This is a genomic window from Candidatus Borrarchaeum sp., assembly GCF_019058535.1.
Lineage (GTDB): Archaea > Asgardarchaeota > Sifarchaeia > Borrarchaeales > Borrarchaeaceae > Borrarchaeum > Borrarchaeum weybense.
Genome location: NZ_JAHPYX010000169.1, coordinates 1 through 19,001 on the forward strand (window position 1 = coordinate 1; position 19,001 = coordinate 19,001).

General features: G+C 37.3%; 21 protein-coding genes. 15 read left to right on the forward strand and 6 right to left on the reverse strand.

Going from position 1 to position 19,001, the window contains the following annotated elements:
* From QVB70_RS09785 to QVB70_RS09800, 4 genes are all read left to right on the forward strand, one after another.
* Positions 1-1,235, forward strand: a 1,235-nt coding sequence (locus QVB70_RS09785) for an FAD-binding oxidoreductase (RefSeq protein WP_287585554.1), incomplete at its 5' end; no start/stop codon positions are given.
* A gap of 13 nt (positions 1,236-1,248) precedes the next feature.
* Positions 1,249-2,406, forward strand: a complete 1,158-nt coding sequence (locus tag QVB70_RS09790; RefSeq protein ID WP_287585555.1) for a (Fe-S)-binding protein — start codon at positions 1,249-1,251, stop codon at positions 2,404-2,406.
* 14 nt (positions 2,407-2,420) lie between these two features.
* Positions 2,421-3,806 carry an FAD-binding oxidoreductase gene (locus QVB70_RS09795; protein WP_287585556.1) on the forward strand — a complete coding sequence of 462 codons (1,386 nt, stop codon included), beginning with the start codon at positions 2,421-2,423 and terminating at the stop codon, positions 3,804-3,806.
* Positions 3,807-3,819: 13 nt separating this feature from the next.
* Complete coding sequence (locus QVB70_RS09800; protein WP_287585557.1) at positions 3,820-4,992, forward strand: (Fe-S)-binding protein; 1,173 nt, start codon at positions 3,820-3,822, stop codon at positions 4,990-4,992.
* Positions 4,993-4,994: 2 nt separating this feature from the next.
* On the opposite strand, the gene QVB70_RS09805 is transcribed toward QVB70_RS09800, so the two are convergent.
* Entirely contained in the window at positions 4,995-5,621 is a 627-nt protein-coding gene (locus tag QVB70_RS09805) for a Rab family GTPase (RefSeq protein WP_287585558.1), read from the reverse strand.
* 400 nt (positions 5,622-6,021) lie between these two features.
* On the opposite strand from QVB70_RS09805, the gene QVB70_RS09810 reads away from it, so the two are divergent.
* From QVB70_RS09810 to QVB70_RS09825, 4 genes are all read left to right on the forward strand, one after another.
* Complete coding sequence (locus QVB70_RS09810) at positions 6,022-6,555, forward strand: hypothetical protein (protein ID WP_287585559.1); 534 nt, start codon at positions 6,022-6,024, stop codon at positions 6,553-6,555.
* Between the two features lie 135 nt (positions 6,556-6,690).
* Positions 6,691-7,503, forward strand: a complete 813-nt coding sequence (locus QVB70_RS09815) for a type II CAAX endopeptidase family protein (protein WP_287585560.1) — start codon at positions 6,691-6,693, stop codon at positions 7,501-7,503.
* 158 nt (positions 7,504-7,661) lie between these two features.
* Positions 7,662-7,943: a hypothetical protein gene (locus tag QVB70_RS09820; RefSeq protein ID WP_287585561.1), complete on the forward strand. Its 282-nt coding sequence runs from the start codon at positions 7,662-7,664 to the stop codon at positions 7,941-7,943.
* A gap of 18 nt (positions 7,944-7,961) precedes the next feature.
* Positions 7,962-9,125, forward strand: a complete 1,164-nt coding sequence (locus QVB70_RS09825) for a UxaA family hydrolase (RefSeq protein ID WP_287585562.1) — start codon at positions 7,962-7,964, stop codon at positions 9,123-9,125.
* A 140-nt stretch (positions 9,126-9,265) separates the two neighbouring features.
* Here QVB70_RS09825 and QVB70_RS09830 read toward each other — a convergent pair whose 3' ends face one another.
* Together QVB70_RS09830 and QVB70_RS09835 are read right to left on the reverse strand one after the other, a co-directional pair.
* A complete protein-coding gene (locus tag QVB70_RS09830) occupies positions 9,266-10,732 on the reverse strand; it encodes an XRE family transcriptional regulator (RefSeq protein WP_287585563.1) in 1,467 nt (488 codons plus the stop codon).
* Between the two features lie 123 nt (positions 10,733-10,855).
* On the reverse strand, positions 10,856-11,380 hold the full coding sequence (locus tag QVB70_RS09835; protein WP_287585564.1) for an N-acetyltransferase: 525 nt from the start codon (positions 11,378-11,380) through the stop codon (positions 10,856-10,858).
* 169 nt (positions 11,381-11,549) lie between these two features.
* On the opposite strand from QVB70_RS09835, the gene QVB70_RS09840 reads away from it, so the two are divergent.
* A complete protein-coding gene (locus QVB70_RS09840) occupies positions 11,550-12,119 on the forward strand; it encodes a hypothetical protein (protein WP_287585565.1) in 570 nt (189 codons plus the stop codon).
* 45 nt (positions 12,120-12,164) lie between these two features.
* Here QVB70_RS09840 and QVB70_RS09845 read toward each other — a convergent pair whose 3' ends face one another.
* Complete coding sequence (locus QVB70_RS09845) at positions 12,165-13,049, reverse strand: hypothetical protein (protein WP_287585566.1); 885 nt, start codon at positions 13,047-13,049, stop codon at positions 12,165-12,167.
* Between the two features lie 524 nt (positions 13,050-13,573).
* On the opposite strand from QVB70_RS09845, the gene QVB70_RS09850 reads away from it, so the two are divergent.
* The 6 genes from QVB70_RS09850 to QVB70_RS09875 all read left to right on the forward strand — a co-directional run bounded on the left by QVB70_RS09850 (position 13,574) and on the right by QVB70_RS09875 (position 18,056).
* Positions 13,574-14,155 carry a hypothetical protein gene (locus QVB70_RS09850; protein WP_287585567.1) on the forward strand — a complete coding sequence of 194 codons (582 nt, stop codon included), beginning with the start codon at positions 13,574-13,576 and terminating at the stop codon, positions 14,153-14,155.
* 156 nt (positions 14,156-14,311) lie between these two features.
* The gene (locus tag QVB70_RS09855; protein ID WP_287585568.1) at positions 14,312-14,983 is read left to right on the forward strand and encodes a DUF4386 domain-containing protein; all 672 of its coding nucleotides are present in this window, start codon (positions 14,312-14,314) and stop codon (positions 14,981-14,983) included.
* A 165-nt stretch (positions 14,984-15,148) separates the two neighbouring features.
* On the forward strand, positions 15,149-15,514 hold the full coding sequence (locus tag QVB70_RS09860) for a DUF6326 family protein (RefSeq protein WP_287585569.1): 366 nt from the start codon (positions 15,149-15,151) through the stop codon (positions 15,512-15,514).
* A 22-nt stretch (positions 15,515-15,536) separates the two neighbouring features.
* Entirely contained in the window at positions 15,537-16,427 is an 891-nt protein-coding gene (locus tag QVB70_RS09865) for an NAD(P)-dependent alcohol dehydrogenase (protein ID WP_287585570.1), read from the forward strand.
* A 113-nt stretch (positions 16,428-16,540) separates the two neighbouring features.
* Positions 16,541-17,185, forward strand: a complete 645-nt coding sequence (locus tag QVB70_RS09870; RefSeq protein ID WP_287585571.1) for a DUF4386 domain-containing protein — start codon at positions 16,541-16,543, stop codon at positions 17,183-17,185.
* 181 nt (positions 17,186-17,366) lie between these two features.
* On the forward strand, positions 17,367-18,056 hold the full coding sequence (locus QVB70_RS09875; protein WP_287585572.1) for a DUF4386 domain-containing protein: 690 nt from the start codon (positions 17,367-17,369) through the stop codon (positions 18,054-18,056).
* Positions 18,057-18,189: 133 nt separating this feature from the next.
* On the opposite strand, the gene QVB70_RS09880 is transcribed toward QVB70_RS09875, so the two are convergent.
* Together QVB70_RS09880 and QVB70_RS09885 are read right to left on the reverse strand one after the other, a co-directional pair.
* Positions 18,190-18,741 carry a hypothetical protein gene (locus QVB70_RS09880; protein ID WP_287585573.1) on the reverse strand — a complete coding sequence of 184 codons (552 nt, stop codon included), beginning with the start codon at positions 18,739-18,741 and terminating at the stop codon, positions 18,190-18,192.
* Between the two features lie 27 nt (positions 18,742-18,768).
* On the reverse strand, positions 18,769-19,001 hold a 233-nt coding region (locus tag QVB70_RS09885; protein ID WP_287585574.1), incomplete at its 5' end, for a hypothetical protein.

A 19,001-nucleotide genomic window follows, 5' to 3' on the forward strand; every position in this document is an offset into this window, starting at 1 on the left:
ATACACTGCCGACTACGGCCACGACCCCAGTTACTCCCAGAGGAGGCGCGACCGCTGAGCTCGCGGGGTCCCCCCCCCCGCACGGGCCCATAATTATGGAGCTTAGAAGGATGAATCAGATCAAAAAAATCGATGCAGATAACTTATTGGCTGTTGTGGAGCCAGGTGTGATTTGCGAGAAGCTGAATATTGAAGCAAGCAAATTCGGAATTGTTTTTCCTCCAACTGTCCCAACCGAAAGTGTAGCTACGATTGGCGGGATGGTAGCAAGCAATTCATCAGGATTGAGAAGCGCGAAATATGGGGCAACTACAGATTATGTGCTATCCTTAGAGGTCGTCCTCGCAGATGGTCGTATAATCAGGGTAGGTAAACCCGTTTATAAGACTTCATCTGGCTATGATTTAGTACATCTCTTTGTAGGCTCAGAGGGGACGCTGGGCATCATAACTGAAATCACGCTCAAACTAAAACCCATACCCAAGTATTTTGCAACTGCCTATGGTTTGTTCGACAGTCTTGAGGAGAGCGCCAGAGTGGTTGTTGAGATAGTCAAAAGTGGGATAACGCCAGCAGGTTTAGAGATCGTTGACCTACCTACCCAGCAAGCGACAAACACTCTTGCCAAAAAATATGGAGGCAAACTCAGTGAGGCTTCTTTTCCAGAAGCAGAAGGCCTCTTGTTATTCGAATTAGATGGACGTGATCCTGCTCAAATTGAGGCAGATAAGATCATACTTCAAGAAATTGCAGAGAAACATGGATGTAAAGAGATCATATGGGCAAAAAACGAAGAAGAAAGAGAAAAAATGTGGTTCGCGAGAAAATCAGTTTTGGTAACTCTTGTGCGCGATAAACCAACGATACTTATTGGAGATTGCATTCTACCTCCGTCTAAATTACCCGATCTTATTCGTATTATGCAAGATGCTGGGAAAAAATTTGGAATAAAGGTTTATATCATTGCCCATGCAGCAGATGGGAATGCTCATTATTTAGTTCCATACGATATAAACGATGAAGATGAATTAAGACGCTTGGAAGCCTTAGAGGATGAAATAGTCCATAAGACAATTGAATTAGGCGGATCAGTTTCAGGAGAACATGGGATAGGTCAACATAGAATGAAGTACATGAAACCTGAACATGGAGAGAGCTACGAAGTTATGCTTGCAATAAAACAGTTGTTTGATCCTAACAATATATTGTCGCCTGGAACTATATTCGGTGAATAAAGAGGGCTTGAACATGTCGGAAATTTCTTTTAAAAATTTGATACAGGTAAAAGAAAGCCTAGATACGTGCTTCAAGTGCAGTTTTTGTAAAGGTAACTGTCCCGTAAGCGAGCAAATATTCTGGGAAAGCTTTTCACCTAGAGGCAAAATGCTGATTCTGAGAAGCCTGTTAAGAGAACAAGGAACCTTAACTGAAAAAGTGAGGGACAGTTTATACACCTGTACATTGTGCTCAAATTGTGATAATACTTGTATTGCTGGAATAAAAGTTACAGATGTTTTGACTGCTGGGAGACGTGACCTATATGAATTAGGAAAGGCTCCAGAGAGTGTTAAATCTCTTATAAACACTATAAAAGATAGTGGGAATGTTTTTGACCTTTCCAAAGAGGATTTGGATATATTTGGGTTAAATCCGGACAAGGAATTTCCGAAAAGTGCGGATCTTCTCTTTTTCAAAGGCTGCTATGCTAATTATCACTCAATACCGCATAAAAGTACTATGCGTTCATTCAACATCTTAAAAAAACTAAATGTCGATTTTACAATTCTTAGAGATGAGGAATGCTGTGGATCACCTGCATATCTTCTTGGAGATATGGATACAATAAGGCGTTTTTGTGAGTACAATGTTTCAAAGATCGAAGAAACGGGCGCTTGCAGAGTAGTTACAGCTTGTCCAGGATGTTATCGAGTATTGAAACAAGTATACCCCAAATTAGTTGGCAAACTCAATTTCGAAGTGCTTCACATCACTGAATTACTTGCAGAATACATTGACGCAGGTAGACTTGTATTTAAAAAGAATGGAATCGATAAACTAAATGTTCTCTATCATGATCCATGTGAACTTGGCCGGCACTGCGGGATATATGAAGCGCCACGAAAAATTATAGAATCCATCCCTGGAGTCAATTTGGAAGAATTTGATAAAAATAGAGATGAAGCAAAATGCTGTGGCGGTGGAGGAGGTCTTACAATAAGTAATCCAAATCTGGCCAACCAAATAGCACAGACAAGATTGCAGGAAGCAGAAGAAAAGAATAAAGCAGTTGTTACAGCATGCCCAGCATGCCAATTAAACTTTTCAGCCTCAAAAGATAAATATAACTTGAAAGTTAAAATTTTGGACATTTATCAATTAATAGATCATGTAAATGACCTACGTTAAGATCGGACGTGATTATGGTAAGCCCTTTAGAAAGCATTATCATCGAAAAATTAACCGAAATTGTTGGCGAGCAATATATATCAACTGATGATGCAGATCTTGTGAGTTATTCGAGTGACTTCATGATAGATGTGTTTCTAAAGCCAGATGTGGTAATTCTTCCCGAGAATGCAAGCCAAATAGCTGAAATTTTAAAATTAGCTAACGAGAACAACATAGGCGTTACCCCAAGAGGAGCGGGTACAGCCACACACGGAGGCAGTATTGCTCAAGGAGGTATTTTACTCGATTTAAAGCGTATGAATAAGATCATTGAATTCGATCCAGTAAGTATGATTGCGGTAGTCGAACCTGGGGTTGTGTATGAGGATCTTAATCGAGTAACTGAAAAAGCCGGGTTATGGTTTCCAATCGAGCCGCCATCAGGAGCGGTCTGCACAATTGGTGGAATGGTTGGAAACAATGCTAGCGGGCTAATGGCATTAAAATATGGAACAACTAAGGATCATATCTTGGCGTTGGAAGTAGTTCTAGCTAATGGTTCGATTATAAAAACAGGAAAATCCGTGCTTAAGTCTAGTTCGGGATATGACTTAGTTCATCTTTTTGTGGGATCGGAAGGCACCCTAGGAGTTATAACAGAGATAACCATACGCTTAATTCCAAGACCAATGCAAATAAGTACTGCTTTCGCAAACTTTCAAAGTCTTACTGATGCGATGGATGCTATTTACGAAATTCGAAGGGTTTTAACACCTGCAGGAATCGAATTAATAGATTTACAAACACAAAGGGCAATTAACGAGATGGAGAAAGAACAACTTGTTCCTGAAGTTGAAGCACTTGTAATTTTTGAAATTCATGAATTTTCTGTAGCGGGTCTAGAAGACCAGAAAAAGTTAATTGAATGGGTAGCCCAAAAGCACAACTGTAGCGAAATTATCTGGGCTGCTCAAGATAAGGAAAGAGAACGGATGTGGAGAGCAAGAAAATCAGCTACTGTGGTTTCAGTTCGGTTTAGAACATCTACGATACTTGGCGATCTAATAGTACCAATTAAACATGTTCCATCAATTATTCGTTATATTCAAAAGGTGGCAAAGGAAAAGGAGCTTTTAATTTCAATTATTGGTCATGCTGCGGATGGAAATATTCACTACTTAATTCCTTTTAATCAAGAGGAATCAAAAAAAGCATTTGATGCTGCAGATGAAATCATCTACAAAACCCTTGAACTTGGCGGATCCGTCACTGCAGAGCATGGTATTGGTATTGAAAAAATAAAATATATGGAACTAGAACATGGTGAAAGTCTGAAGCTTATGAGAGCTATTAAGAAGATCTTAGATCCTGAAGGAATAATGAACCCAGGAAAAATATTCGCTGCGGAGAAGCAATAATAGAGGAATCAACTTGAATCAAGAAAAGAAGTTTCCAAACTTAAGTACCATGCGGGATAAGATCAGAGAGTGTGTAAAATGTGCCTTTTGTAAAGCAGACTGCGTAATGGCGAAAGAAATTCTTTGGGAATCCGCATCACCTCGAGGTAAAATGCTGCTTTTAAGAGGTCTATTGGATGGCTTTGGGACATTAACAGAAAAAACAATAAAATCGCTCTATCAGTGTACATTTTGTAGAGAATGTGAAAAGGATTGTCTTGCTGGCATTTCTCTTGGAGAGATATTTTTAGCATCCCGAAAAGATCTTTTTAATACTAAGCGAGAAAATATCCCCTTTGAAAGCGATACCCTACACAATGTTGATGTACTCTGCCAAAGATTGCAAGAAAACTATAATCCACTCGGAAATTTGCCTGAAGAAAGGACTATATGGGAAATTGGACAAGACATAGAATTGCCAAAAACCGCAACCATACTCTATTTCGTAGGGTGTATGCCTGCGTATTATCGACAAAACGCACGAACAACCGCTCAAATATTAAAAGCAATAGATGCTGATTTTACTACACTTGGATCTGATGAACGATGTTGTGGAAGCCTTTCATTTTTCTTTGGAGACGAAGAAACAACTAAAGAATTAGCACAATACAATGTTACTAAAATCCAGGAAATCGGTGCAAAAAAAGTGGTCACTTCTTGTCCAGGATGCTTAAGCATGCTAAGACGTGAATATCCTAGATTATTAGGAAAAGAACTAGACTTCAAAGTGATACATATAACAGAACTATTGACAGAACTTCTAGACGATGACAAGTTACATTTTCAATCAGAAATTCAACGTTCAATAATGTATCACGATCCTTGTGAATTGATTCATTTTGCAATATATGAACAACCAAGAAAGATTTTGAAGGCAATTCCTGGCATTAACCTTGTGGAAAATCCAGAAGATGCGATAACTAAATGCTGTGGTGGTGGAGGTGGCGTAATGTCCATTGACGCAAATTTATCAACAAAAATTGCTAAGCATAGATTAGAAACTGCATTAGATCTCGGAGCTGAAGCACTAGTTACCTGCTGTCCTGCATGTTTCGCAACATTCTCCGCTGCAGCAAAAGAATATAATTTACCAATAAAAATTATAGATCTTTTGGATCTTGTACTGCAGTCTCTACAACAAAATTGAAACTAGAAATTCCAATGGGACTTTAGAGTTGTTTGCTGATGAATTTTTCTATTTTCTGTTGTTAAATTGGTCCACTCATCCATATATGTTTGAATTGGAGTCCCATTATTTACATGGCATTCAACAACCTTTGAGAATAAAGGTTCTATCATTTCTCCAGTTTTTGCAGAAACCTCTATATAACCCCGGATCTGTTTTGAATCACAATATGCTTCGATTTCTTCTATAGGTGGTACATCTCGATCAAGATCCGATTTGGATCCGACCAAAAGAACCTCTGACTTCGGCATATGTCCGGTATCCATTAACTTATGGTAGTGCTCAATATTCAAGAACGTCTCCATATCAGATAAGTCAAAAGTCAGAAGGAGTATATCCGGTTTTATTCGATTGACATCATCTAGCATGAAACGAAAACGTTCTTGACCTCCAAAATCGTACAAAAATAATGTATACTCCTCTTGCACTGCATTCTTTTGAAAAAGAATCGTTTTGGTCTCACAGTTCAAGAAGACTGTAAGACGTGTTTGTTCTTCAAATTCATCTTTTAAATATCGGTTTAATAGACTAGTTTTTCCAACTCCTCCGTCGCCAAGTAATGCGACCCTAATGTAATTTTTTGATGCCATGCTATGAGCATCCATGAGTTTTTTTTGTCGAAAAAACTCCACCAATCAGTGTTCTTACTTGTTCTTATATATAAAAACTATGTAGATATTTTCACATTCATTTTCTGAGAAAAGAAGAAGAAAATACTTATATACTATTAGTAAATATATCATTTCATACCAATATTTGCTACTTATTACGAAATCTCTCATATTAATGGCATTCCCTCAATTACAAGAAATGTTAGTAAAATGAATATAACATTACTACTTCCACAGATTGCATTTTCTGGTTTTTGATGGCGAAAAGATTTTAAAAGGAAACAAAGTTATATTCGTAAAACAATTTTCGATGAAACAGAATCCCATTGGTATATTGAAGCAACAATATTACGTACATAAATAAATACTAGGTGATTTTATGAGTCCTTCAAGTGTTGTTAGAAAAAGTATAACAATTCCTTCAAATCTCTATGAAAAACTAATTGAATTTAAGGATGAAAATGAGATTTTTTCTCATTTTTGTACACGAATCTTTGAACTATTTCTAGAACGAAGTCATATGGCCCAGTATGATCGTATAGGCATTTCGAGATCAACCTTCAACAAACTGATTGAATTGTATCCACCCGAAAAAATTATCGATCTTGTCGAGTCGTTGGAAACCGGTCTAGAAAAATCATTAGGCAAAAAAATGAAGAATATCGACCTAGAAAAGGAGATAGCGCCTTATCTCAAAAAGGTATTAGTTGATATTAACAATATTTTCACTACGCTCTCGTTTAACTTCTTGGAGGGTCAAAAAGAATTTCAATTGATGCTTACTCATAAGTCGACAGATAGCTATGCTGACTTCTGGGCGGATTATCTTACTGGATTTTTTAATGATAGGGGATACAAGGTAACTGAACAAGAAAAGAAAAAGGGTTATCTCTACATTCACTTCGTTAGATAAGCGTTTCATCCACTTTCAAAGTGGACGCTACTTTTATTTCTTTTTCATTTTCCCTTAATCTTATGAATAGTAGAAGTAGTTCATTTCATGTTGTTTATATCAAAGGTACTTTTTAACAGATAGAAGTGGATATTCTTGACTATTCAACCTGAAGTCCGTGCAGTCTTATGTATGATCTTACTTTTCTTGAATAGTGTAATAACTGTTATATTTTTGATATTTGGAAGTGACATTGGACTCCTAACCTTTTGGTTTGGAGCATTATTGATCCCAATCTTTTTTCAAATTCTAATAAACAAAGAGTCATTAGAAGAGTTTGGTTTCTGGACAAAAGGTATGCCAAAATATTTAGTAATCGGCTTAATGATTTCATCATGTCTTATTCTAATTCATCTTGGGATTGGATTGGCCATAGAAGGAATTCTTGTTAACATTACTCAGGAAGCTATAATTTTCTTGCCAGGAATGGTAGTAACTCAGATCTTTATCAGTATTATAGAAGAAATGGGTTCGCGGGGATATATCCAAAGACAACTTAGCCTGCGTTATAGCCCCAAATTTAGTATCGGTATAGCTTCTCTTTTCTTTGCTCTTCTTCATTGGATAAATATTCTGATCTCTCTTGGTATTAGAACTTTTACTTCTTTGTTGCTTTTTAGCATTAATATGGTGCTGGGAGGTGCTTGGCTTGGATATGCATACTATAAATCTAATAATAACCTATGGCTACCTATCGCATTACATTTTGGTTGGAATGTCGTTGGCTATTTCTTTTTTGGGTCTTTATTCACAGGAGGTTCAGTAGTAACCTACTTAATAGATCCTATTTTGATAGAATTTGAATGGAGTATTTTAACTGCCTTGATACTCAGTTTAGGCACTGTAGTCATATATTTGGTTTCTAAAACTTCCGTCTTGTCTTTTCCACAAGAAGAAGCGCACATATGATTGAATACTTATTTTAGATGATCACTTGAACCTTAAATTTGTATTAAAAATACCTATTTTTGTATTTTTTAAATTGAAAATTCCTGATGGGAAGAATTTTAAAGCAATTTATTTGACTACACATGAATCCTCTAGGATATGTTCAAGGGGTTGAGTCTATGTCAGATTCAAAAAAGAAACTTACACGTGCAGAGTTAGAACTGAGAGAAGAAGCGCTTGAGTCAAAAGAAAATCCTTTAACATATGAAGAGTATAAGGAATTGAATCGTCTCAAGAAAAAATTGGAAAGAGGGGAAATCATCATTAATGATAAGCGCTTCAAGTGCAACAAATGTGGACAACCGCATTACGTTAGGGTACAGCACGTTTACGACGGGGACTACCCTGATATGCGGAATACTAAGTTAATAATTACAGAAATTGAAGAAAAAACTGAATAAGATTAAGAGGGTGAACTTATGGAATTTATGGGTTATAAACGTCCTGATGGGTCGGTTGGCGTGAGAAACTATGTCGGCATTATAGCCGCTGTAGTATGCGCAAATGAAGTTGTAAACGCCATAGTAGATCAAGTCGGAGAACCAACAAAAGCCCTAACGCATAACCAAGGTTGTTGTCAACTAAAACCCGATTTGGAACAAATTGAACGAACATTAATAGGGATAGGAAAAAATCCGAATATTGCTGCAGTCCTTGTAGTGAGTTTAGGTTGCGAGAGTGTCAAAGCAGATCGAATTGTTGAAGAAATAAAAAAAACTGGGAAACCTGTTGAAAAAATAGGCATCTATGACCTAAAAGGCAGCACAAATGCCATTGAGCAAGGCGTAAAAATAGCTAAGAAACTGGTGGACTATGCTAATGAAAGCGAAAGAACACCTGCCTCGATTAAGGATCTTACTATAGGCATTAAGTGTGGGGCAAGTGATACTACGTCAGGGTTAGCCTCAAATCCAGCAGTTGGTGTTGCTACAGATATGATGATAGATGCAGGATCTAGTGTAATTTTTGGCGAAGTCACAGAGTTCATTGGTGCAGAACATATTCTTACTAAACGGGCAGTAAATGAGGATGTAGCTAACAAAATATATGGTTATGTCAACGCGATGGAAAAAAGGGCAGAAGCGGTTGGAGTAGATCTCCGAGGATCACAACCCACTGCAGGTAATATCCGTGGTGGGTTGACAACTATTGAAGAGAAATCTCTTGGTGCAATAATTAAAGGTGGAACACGCACAATTCAAGAAGTTGTGGATTACAGCGCACGTCCTTCTAAAAAGGGACTCATCGTCATGAATACACCTGGTTTCGAAATAACTGTGTTAACTGGTCTTGCTGCAGCTGGCGCTCAAATTTTACTCTTTACTACAGGTTTAGGCGCACCTCAAGGTCATCCGATGACCCCAGTAGTGAAAATAACTGGGAATTCACAAACGATGGAACGGATGGGTGACCATATCGATGTTGATGTAAGTGGAATTCTTTCAGGAACGCTGACAATGGATGCCGCGGGAAAGAAAATTGTAGATGAGATAGTTGAGGTTGCAAACGGTAAGCAAACAAGAGCTGAAATACTCGGCTATACAAAATCAATGGATGTCTATGTGCTCGGCCCAGTTGTATGACACTGAGCTGTAAAATCAGTTTTTCTCGCTGTTCAATTTTCGATTTTTCTTTTTTAAATGAATTTACTCCCATAAGTGCATTTTTTTTACAAAATAGCATTGGAAGATATAATGAGTCTTCCCATATGAAATATTATCATCTATGAGAAGTATTTAACATAATAGCCCGGCGATTTATATTCTTTATTCTTACTGATTTTCTTGATTTCATTGTGTACTTTTTCACGTGATAGGTTTCTAAGTTTCTTTTTTGCATTTTGGCGTGTCTTAAATTCTAAAATCCCTAGCAAAAGGGTGTTTTTTTCGATACCTTCGTAATATTTGCTGTTTGCACTTATTTTAACGCCTTTAATGAATCCTCCGAGTTTTAGAAATTCTATACATCCACATATAGTATGATTATGAAGACCACCGATTCCAGACCAATTATTTTTTAAACGTACAACAGCAAATTTTATGTTAGATCGTTGAGCAATTTGTTGGAGTTGTTTAGCTAAGTCAGGGTGCGCACATGCTATAACAAGTTGAGGACGGATGTAGCCATCCTTTTTTACATAAGTACTAATACTTCCTTCTGTAGACGCCCAGATTCGCAAGGCAATCTGCTGTTCAGTTTTAGATGCATTAATTAAGTAGTTTAAATGCGGTTGTGGCTCCAGTAAGTATTCTTCAACGGTTTGCTGTTTCGAGGGTGCTGTTTTTGTATTTCCTGCAAATTTCATTATTTCATCTATGATTTTTTTAACAGATTTTCTTTTATACTCTGTTGTATAACATTTTTTGGATGTCAAGATAAAATAACTCGTCGGCAATAAACCAAATTCATTGAACATTGCATCAACAAAGTAGTTATGTAAGGCTTTATTTTTGCCAGCAAACCTGACTTTATAGTTGTGGTTTACTTGTGAAATATCGCCATCGCTCTGGAGGCATGGAATAATAAGAGCGCGTTTCAAATCAACATTTTTGTCATGCCAGTGTTCGACTTCATGTGTGAGCGGATGATGTATTTTAAAAACTTTGTTATATCGAAAGAAAGTCATTAGGTATTTGTATAATTCAGTGGAATCTATCTGTTTACTAACAGATTGAGGAATCAACTTTACATCTAGTACATTTTTAATTTTAGAAAGAATCTCATTCGGACATTTGACCACATAGACTCGATAACTCACTCCTGATTTATTAGGACTGAGATATTTTACAATTTCGCGGACCTTCTCAAATTTTGTTGGTAACTTTACTTTAGTTTTGAATTCTCCTTGATCAATATGCGAATATATTGTCTCTCTTGATACGCCACATATTTCTGCGATTTGAACTAATGATTGTATCGGAATTTTTGTACGATTATTTTCCCAGGCATTCACGATTCTTCCACTAATATTGAGGATTTTACCAACATCTTTTTGGCTGAGATGTTTTTTCTTCCTTAAGTTCCTAAAGAACTGTTCGGCCCCAGTCACACACAAATCAGGGACTTTCATAAGATCAAGGAATCCTTGTTCAGTTAAAGCATCGTCTTTTAGTTCTATGCAGTACTTATAGACTGAAGTTCGGTAAATGATTGCTTTAAATACTGTTTTATCTCCAGACTGTGATGCCATATTTCTTCAATTTATATCATTAGAGTAAGTATATAAACCTCGCAAATAATTAAAAGTTCCAAAAGGCAAAATTATAAAAAAATAGAGAGTTTGAAGTAAAAGTCAGTCCTTTCTAATCAACAATCAACTTTCTAATCCTTCCATGAATTCTTCGGGAAACTGTACTACACCCGCCTTGTTTTCAAGAGCATTTTCAGTTAATTCAATGGCCATGAATGCTCCATCTGGGACTTCAAATGGACACTTAATACCCCATTTTGAAGCGTTTTGAAATCCAAACTTGGGATAATAATTTTTGTGACCTACAACGATTATTGAATCAAACCTCAACTCTATTGCTTTTTCAATCCCGTGTTTTATTAGTTTTCCTCCGATTCCTTGTTTCTGCATTTCAGGGATAACCGCTAGTGGAGCAAGTATAAGAGTCTGATATTCTAACTCACCAACAATTTTTATTTTTGAAAAAAGTATGTGACCCACAATTTCGTTATCTTTTTCAGCAACTTGGGAAAGCTCAGGAACAAAATTCGGACCTTTTCTGATTTTTTCAATCAGCTTACTTTCAACTTCTCGACCGAAGGCCATTTTATTTATCTCATAAACTCTTTTGTAATCCTCTTTAACTTCTTGTCTAATTGTAATGGACATCGTGTTTACCTCTATTATCCAAAGCGACTAATAAAAAATATTAAAATTGTAGAACTGATTTACCATCAGCTATTTAAAAGAATTAGCCAATAAAACTTAGTTATAAAAAATGGCAAGCGCGTAAATAACTCAAAATTCTCATCAGAAACTCTCAGGAAGTACTTAATAAATGAATGTCATTGATTTTATCAAGCAACATCCAATAGCGATGTTCTTAGCTATCGCTTTCATGTGGACGTGGATAGCAATGGCTGTTATACTATTATCGTTTCCCATAGGAACCAATCCAACCGAGATAGCTCCTTTCTTCTTAATATTGATTCTCATAGGTGGTTTCGGTCCCAGCATATCAGGTTTCATTGTTACACGTATATATTATGGAAAAGGAAGTGTATGGGCGCTTTTAGGTAAATTAAAACGATGGCGAGTCAACATCGGCTGGTATTTCATTGCGTTGCTTATGATCCCTATTTTAGCTGTAATCACACTCTTTATCGTTTCAGCATTTGGCATACCATTTCCAACAAGTGAACAGATTTTCAACGTTTTGTTGATAGGTCTCATTTGGCCGCTTCTCGCCGCTCTTGGCGAAGAATTCGGCTGGCGTGGATTTGCACTACCGAAGCTTCAGGAACGATACAATGCCTTAGTCGCAAGAAGACCCCTCAACTTGTTGGGCGGTAGTTCTCGGCAAATCAACTATCGCCTCGGCTATACTCGGAACAACTTATCTACCTGAAAATAAGGTTTTTCAAGGAATTTCAAGTAGAGAAAAAAAAGGGATTTATCCCTTTATTGCCTTTAAATTAAAGAACCAAAGCGTAAAAGCTATTATTTCTATCGGACTGATAATGGCGCTGATAATCGTACTAATGACCATAGAAACTATTAGTATAGTTGTGATGGAAGCAATTGCACCACCTATCGCACCAATAACTCCAGTGATAATAGCGATCACAATTCCTAAGAAAAATGTTAGCCACCATTTTCCTTTTACCAAATACCAACTACGCTTCAGTGATTGAACTGCTCCTGAATCTTCTAATATAACGCTCTGGATGGTTACTTTGAAATACGTAGTTATTATTATGATGAGTACTGCCATTATCAAGGCGCCGAGTAAAGCACCGGCAATAATTGCTAATACATTACCTGTGCCTGCTAATGCAAATATTAAAGCAATAATGATAGCAATTCCAACTGCTACTATGCCTAGGATGATCAATATTATTAGTATTGTAGCGCCTAGCACTGATGGAAATCGTGAAAGCGCATGTGAAAGACTATCTTTTAGACTCGGCCCTTCAACTCCTTGATGCAAATCTGCAGCATATTTCACGAGAAGACTCTCAACAAGAAGCTCAAAGAACACTGTTATGAGTACTGCTACAGCTATGCCTACAAACATTGTGGGCAAAACATCTTGCCATTGTGTTGCCCAATCGATTGGTGGTGAAGGTATATCTGTCACGTAAGATACACCAAGCAACAAGCCAAGATCAAATCCAGACGCTGCAAGTATCCCAAAAATGATTAAGATCGAGATCAGAGAGATTAAAAGATACGGTAGCATGAAATATGGAAGTTTCCGCGCCCAATAAGTGAAAGTTAACTTTAATGTTTCAACAAATCCTAACTCTTCAGAAGATCCTACTTTTGTTTCCTCCATAAGTATCACTTCCCTTCAAAATCAATAATGATTTAACACTGATGCGTATTTAGTATTTATACTTTTTAAGTCGTCTAAAAGTGAATTTTTTGTTGTCTTGTTATCATATCATCTAGTATATTCAACACTGCAACATTCTTGATAACTAAAGCAACTGATCGATAATTATAGTTCTCTTTTTATAAGTATATCCCAATCGCTATTTATTACAATGATTCACTAATGCTTTATATTTCTTTGATTCATCAAATAACTATTTTCGACTGCTAAAATATCATCGAACAACTGTCCAGCCCTGAAATATGGACTTGAAATTAGGTGAACTTGCATACATAAAGGTTTATAAAGTTAAACGTCCATATATTCGTTGTGAATGATTCTAACAGAGATATTGTGCTAGTCCTAAGCACCTGGAGTGCGCAGATATTGCACTTTAATACTAAAGTGGATCATTCTCTAAATAATACATTGGCAATGGCACATTCGTATTGATTCATCAAATTTGTCTAAGAGAGAGGTTTTTTATGACAGATGAAGCATTGGATGTAGGAAATGAAAACAACGAAGATGATGACATCACTTGGGCACTATTGAGAAAATATTGGAAATACATGGCGATCTTTGTAGTAGGAGGAGTTATTGCTTTGATTGGCGGAATCTTCGTGTTCTTTTGGTATGTAGGAACCTCTGCTGTTGGAGGTCAAGGAACATGGACAATAGACCAATTTTCGATAGGTAATATTGTTAGATGGGTAATATTTCTCATTCTTTTTGAGCTTGCAATAATAGTCATTCCGACAGCGGTAATTTTGGGTGGTTTAGCATTCTGGTGGTGGCGAAACTTGCCACAAGAAGAAAAAGATCAATTTAAGGGTAGAAAAACGAGAAAAAGAGAAGCTGGTAGTGGTGGTTTTACATTTTTAACCGCGATAATCTTCTTAATTATGATTTTTCTGCAAGGCAACTGGAATACTCCGCTTGGAGCGCTGTCGTACAGTTATTTAGTGTTTACATGGCTTTGGGCATGTATTTTCACTATAATTCCCTTCGCAATAGCCGCGCTAGTTTATTTTTCCTACAAAATAACGAAAACTACAAATGCATAATTTCTTTTCTTTTTTTTTCTTTAATTTGTTCTTATTATCCGTACAGGTGTTAGTGTTTTATACTAGGACATGACAGAGTCATCTTAAACTAAAATACTGAGTAGCAACATTAGTCTAAACGTTCATAACTTTTTTACAAAGAAAAGGTGCAAAAGAATGAATCCACATAGATGGACCGCAATAATTGTGGTAGTATTTTTTCTAATTGGTTACGTGGTGTATCTTCCAGCAGCTTTTTTGTTGGAATCTATTCTAACTGCTCCAGATTATCTTATTAGTGTTTCTGCAAATCAAAACCAAGTGATATTAGGGGTGCTCGGTGAGTTAACTAATGCTGCTGCAGTTGCTGGCATTGCAATTCTGCTGTTTCCAATCTTTAAAAAGCGTAGTGAAGTTTTAGCTCTTTGGTATGTTGTTTTCAGGGCTTTAGAGGCCGTAGTATTTATTGTTGCTGATGTCAACGCACTATCACTAATCACATTAAGTCAGGAATATGTAGCAGCAGGAGCTCCGGATGCCTCCTATTTTCAAGCTGCAGGCACTTTAGCTCTGGCACAGCGTTATTGGGTTACTGACGTTATGAATCCGGTCTTTTTCGTCTTAAGCGCTCTGGTATTCTATTATTTGTTGTATCAAACAGAACTCCTTCCCCGATTTATATCAATCTGGGGTTTCATAGCAGTCGCATTGTTGATAATAGGAAACGTTCTAGGAGTATCTTTCGGCATAATAGGACTGATTTTCTTTCTTCCGATAATGTTGAATGAAATATTCCTCGCGATATGGCTGATAGTTAAAGGATTCAATCCATCCGCAATCGCTTCCTAGTCTGTCAAAACAGATAGAAACAAAGTTTAAATGACTATTCAGAGGATGAGCCTAGTACACTAGCTAGCATGCGACCGAAGAAAAAAGACCCCAATTTTTATTAATCTTGGGTTTTAGAGCAGTAGTAATACTGTAAAACACAACACGCACGTTGGTGATTGAAATATGGACGATTTGCAGATAACGCTTTCAGCACTTTGGGTATCGCTAATGTTATGTTACTTGTTGGGGGATGTGTTGCGAATATATGCCGGTGAATTTACACCAGGAGTGATATTTGGTAAGCACATGTCTCAAACGATGCTTATGGGAATGGCAATATTGATGGTGATTCCAATTGTTATGGTTTTCTTATCCCTAACGCTGAGCTATCCCGTGAATCGCTGGGTAAACATCATCGTAGCCATATTCTTCCTTGGTTTTAATCTCATTGGTCTGCCTTCATATCCTTCCGCTTATGACAAATTTCTGATAATTGTAGGACTTGGGTTTAATGTGCTGACTGTTTGGTATGCATGGCAGTGGGTCTAAACAGGAAGTTTGGTGGAAAATCATGAAAGCGATTGTAGTCAAAAAATACGGACCTCCTGATGGTCTTCAGCTCGAAGAGGTAGAAAAACCTACTCCCAAGGATAATGAAGTACTGATAAGAATATATGCGACAACAGTAACAGCAGGGGACGTGATACTTCGAAAGTCCTTCTTTCTCAGAATAATGCTTCGTCTCGTGTTTCGTGTTAGTAAAAACAAAATGCTAGGACATGAGTTAGCTGGAGAAATTGAATCCGAAGGCAAAGATGTAACACTGTTTAAGGAAGGTGACCAGGTTTTTGCTTCTACTGGTTTTGCAGGGGGTGCTTATGCCGAATACATTTGTCTACCTGAAGACGGGATGCTGGCAAGAAAACCGATCAATATAACCTATGAGGAAGCCGCCGCCGTTCCTGTTGGGGGAATTACAGCACTGGCTATTCTTAGAAAGGGAAACATCCAGAGCGGACAAAAAGTTCTGATCTATGGAGCTTCTGGAAGTGTAGGTACTTATGCGGTACAACTTGCCATGTACTTTGGGGCACAGGTTACTGGGGTATGCAGTACCACGAATTTAGAATTGGTAAAATCTCTGGGAGCCGATAAAGTAATTGATTACACTCAAGAGGATTTTACCAAAAGTGGTGAGGCTTATGATGTTATTTTTGACACTGTACGCAAGAGTTCATCTTCAAGTAGTAAAAGAGTTCTAAAGAAGAACGGAGTCTATCTTTCCACTAGATCTTCAGTAAGCGAAAAGACTGAAGATCTAATTTTCCTCAAAGAACTTATTGGGGCGGGAAAGTTAAAATCGGTCATAGATAGACGCTATCCCTTGGAACAAATTGTTGAAGCTCACCGGTATGTCGAAACAGGACACAAAAAGGGAAATGTAGTCATAACTGTGGACTAGTTAGTGTTTTATACGAGAACATGACATAGTCATAGAAAACTGAAAGGTTGAGTTCAACTATCGTTCCACAATACAGGTTAACCCAACCGTTATACTCTTTAGGAGGACTTGAAATGACAAACCTTTTCGCCGATATATCACTAAATAAAGTTGCAATATTCACAGGGTTCGGGTTTATACTCATGCTTTTCCTCGGTATCTTCGGTATGCCACTTTACCAAAATCTTATTGTGCCAGGAGATGAAGCAATAACAATCAATAATATTATGGCTAATTTGTTGCTATTCCGCCTGGGTATTGCTATCTATCTAATCATACTTATACTCGATGTGGTGGTGGCTGTGGGACTTTATATGGTATTCAAACAGGTAAACAAGAATCTTGCGTTGCTGCAGATGTGGCTTAGGTTGCTATACACCGCTATTGCGTTAATCAGTCTGGTTGTTCTAGTGTTGCTTTTTATCAATGCGTATAACTTAGCACAACTCATTGCATATACGTTCTTTATCCCCCATATCTTTGTCCTTGGTTATTTAGTTTACAAGTCGGGCTTCTTTCCCAGACCTTTAGGCATCTTGGTGATAATTGCATCTTTTTGCTATCTAATTCTAACTTATGGAGAGTTTCTTTTACCGCAAAACTTGTACGAAGTATCATTTCTGATAGTTATACTGATTGCAGTTATTGGGGAAATTTCAGTTGGCATTGTGCTTTTATTTAAAGGTCTCAGAAATGAAATACCCGAAATAAAATCCTGAAATTGATTCATTATAGCTTTCAATTTTTTTTTATTTTTTTTAGAAAAGAAAAAATGAACACATCTGAAGGATGTTAGTGTTATATACTAGAACATGACAGAGTCATCTTAAACTGAAATGTTGAGTATCAACAATTGTGTAAATGTTCTTGACTTTTATAACAAGAAAAAGGGGGAAAAAAATGAATTCAGACAGACAGATCGCAATAATTGTAGGTATATTGTTTATAATTGCGACGGTTATGCTTTTTATTGGGGGCGTTTTTTACAATCCTATTTTAAGTTCTCCGGATTATCTAGATAATGCTTATCCAAATAGAACAATTGTGATAATTGGAATTTTGCTTGAGTTTACGATAGTCCCTGCAATACTCCTCATACCAGTATTCTTGTTTCCTATTTTAAAAAAGCACAATGAAGCATTAGCCCTAGGGTATGTTGGTTTCAGATTTCTTGAAGCAGTTCTAATAATAGTTATTGAAAGTTTCAGACTGTCACTGATAAATGTTAGTCAGGATTATTTAAATGGCGGTGGGATGGATGCTTCTTATTTTCAAAACATAGGCAACGCAATTCAAGCTATGAGTGATTGGACCTTTTCGCTTTATGTTATCGTTTTTGCTTTAGGAGCCTTGATACTTTATTTTGTACTATTTACATCAGAACTAATTCCCCGAATTATTTCGGCCTGGGGATTTATTGCTGCCGCATTAATGTTAATAGGTACTGTGATTATTATGGTTGGCATGTTTGCTGGAATTTCGGAAGTGGAATTGAATCTCATTTTTGCCATGCCTATAGCAGTGCAGGAAATGGTATTAGCAGCATGGCTGATCTTGAAAGGATTCAATCCATCTGCAATCAATTCCTAGTCTACAAATCCTAGTCTACAAAAACAGATATAAACGAGATAAAATGAGCACACGAGAATTGAATTGCGTGAAATAAAGGTTTCAAGCAATTAAAAAGTACTGCTGACTAACCTAGAAGTAAAAAATTAGCCATTTATTCATCCTTAAGCTCGATGACATATTCGCAGTACGGATATCCTCCTTGTCGTGTCTTCGTGAGTTTGAAAGTTAGCTTAGGACTAACAGCCTTGAGTCCCTCTTCCTGATGTTTTTGATCGGCTGCGTCGCATGCTCTATGCTCAGAATGTACATCAAATTCTTGATACCTCTCCCACCACGGGCACTTAGTTAGTCTGCTTACGACTCTTTCTGGAGTTGCTTCGACTAATTTATGCTCCTGCTCAGGGCCAGACAATAATGTTTCAACAACAATGAGTAGTTTATAAGCACCTATAGCATCCTTTACTGGTATATTGAACATTTCTTTAACCCATGGGTAAAACACCTTACCGCCTTCACAAAATACTTTATCGTTTATCTCGTCCCACTTTTCCGCGCCCATGACAGGCGCGATAACTCCCTCCTCTATACCCAGTTGGGGTGCAATGATCTTATCCCCTCTCAATACTACGAATGCGGTGAGAGTTTTAGCGGTTATTGCCCAACGCTTCTCAGGTGGGATCTTTTCTAATAGTTCTTCAGCCATTCATTTTCACCTCAAGCTGTCTATCCCTTACTCATCCTTAAGCTCGTAGACATGTTCGCAGTAGGGATCTCCTAGTGGCATTGCCTTTATGACCTTGTAAGTTAGTTTAGGATTAACTGCCTTAAGTCCTTCTTCACCCCATGCTTGGTCGCCATGGACACAAGGGATAAATGCAGGATCTACCTTACACTCTTTATACCGTTCCATCCATACACATCTTGTCACTCTGCCAACAGCTCTTTCTGGGGTTCCCTCGACTA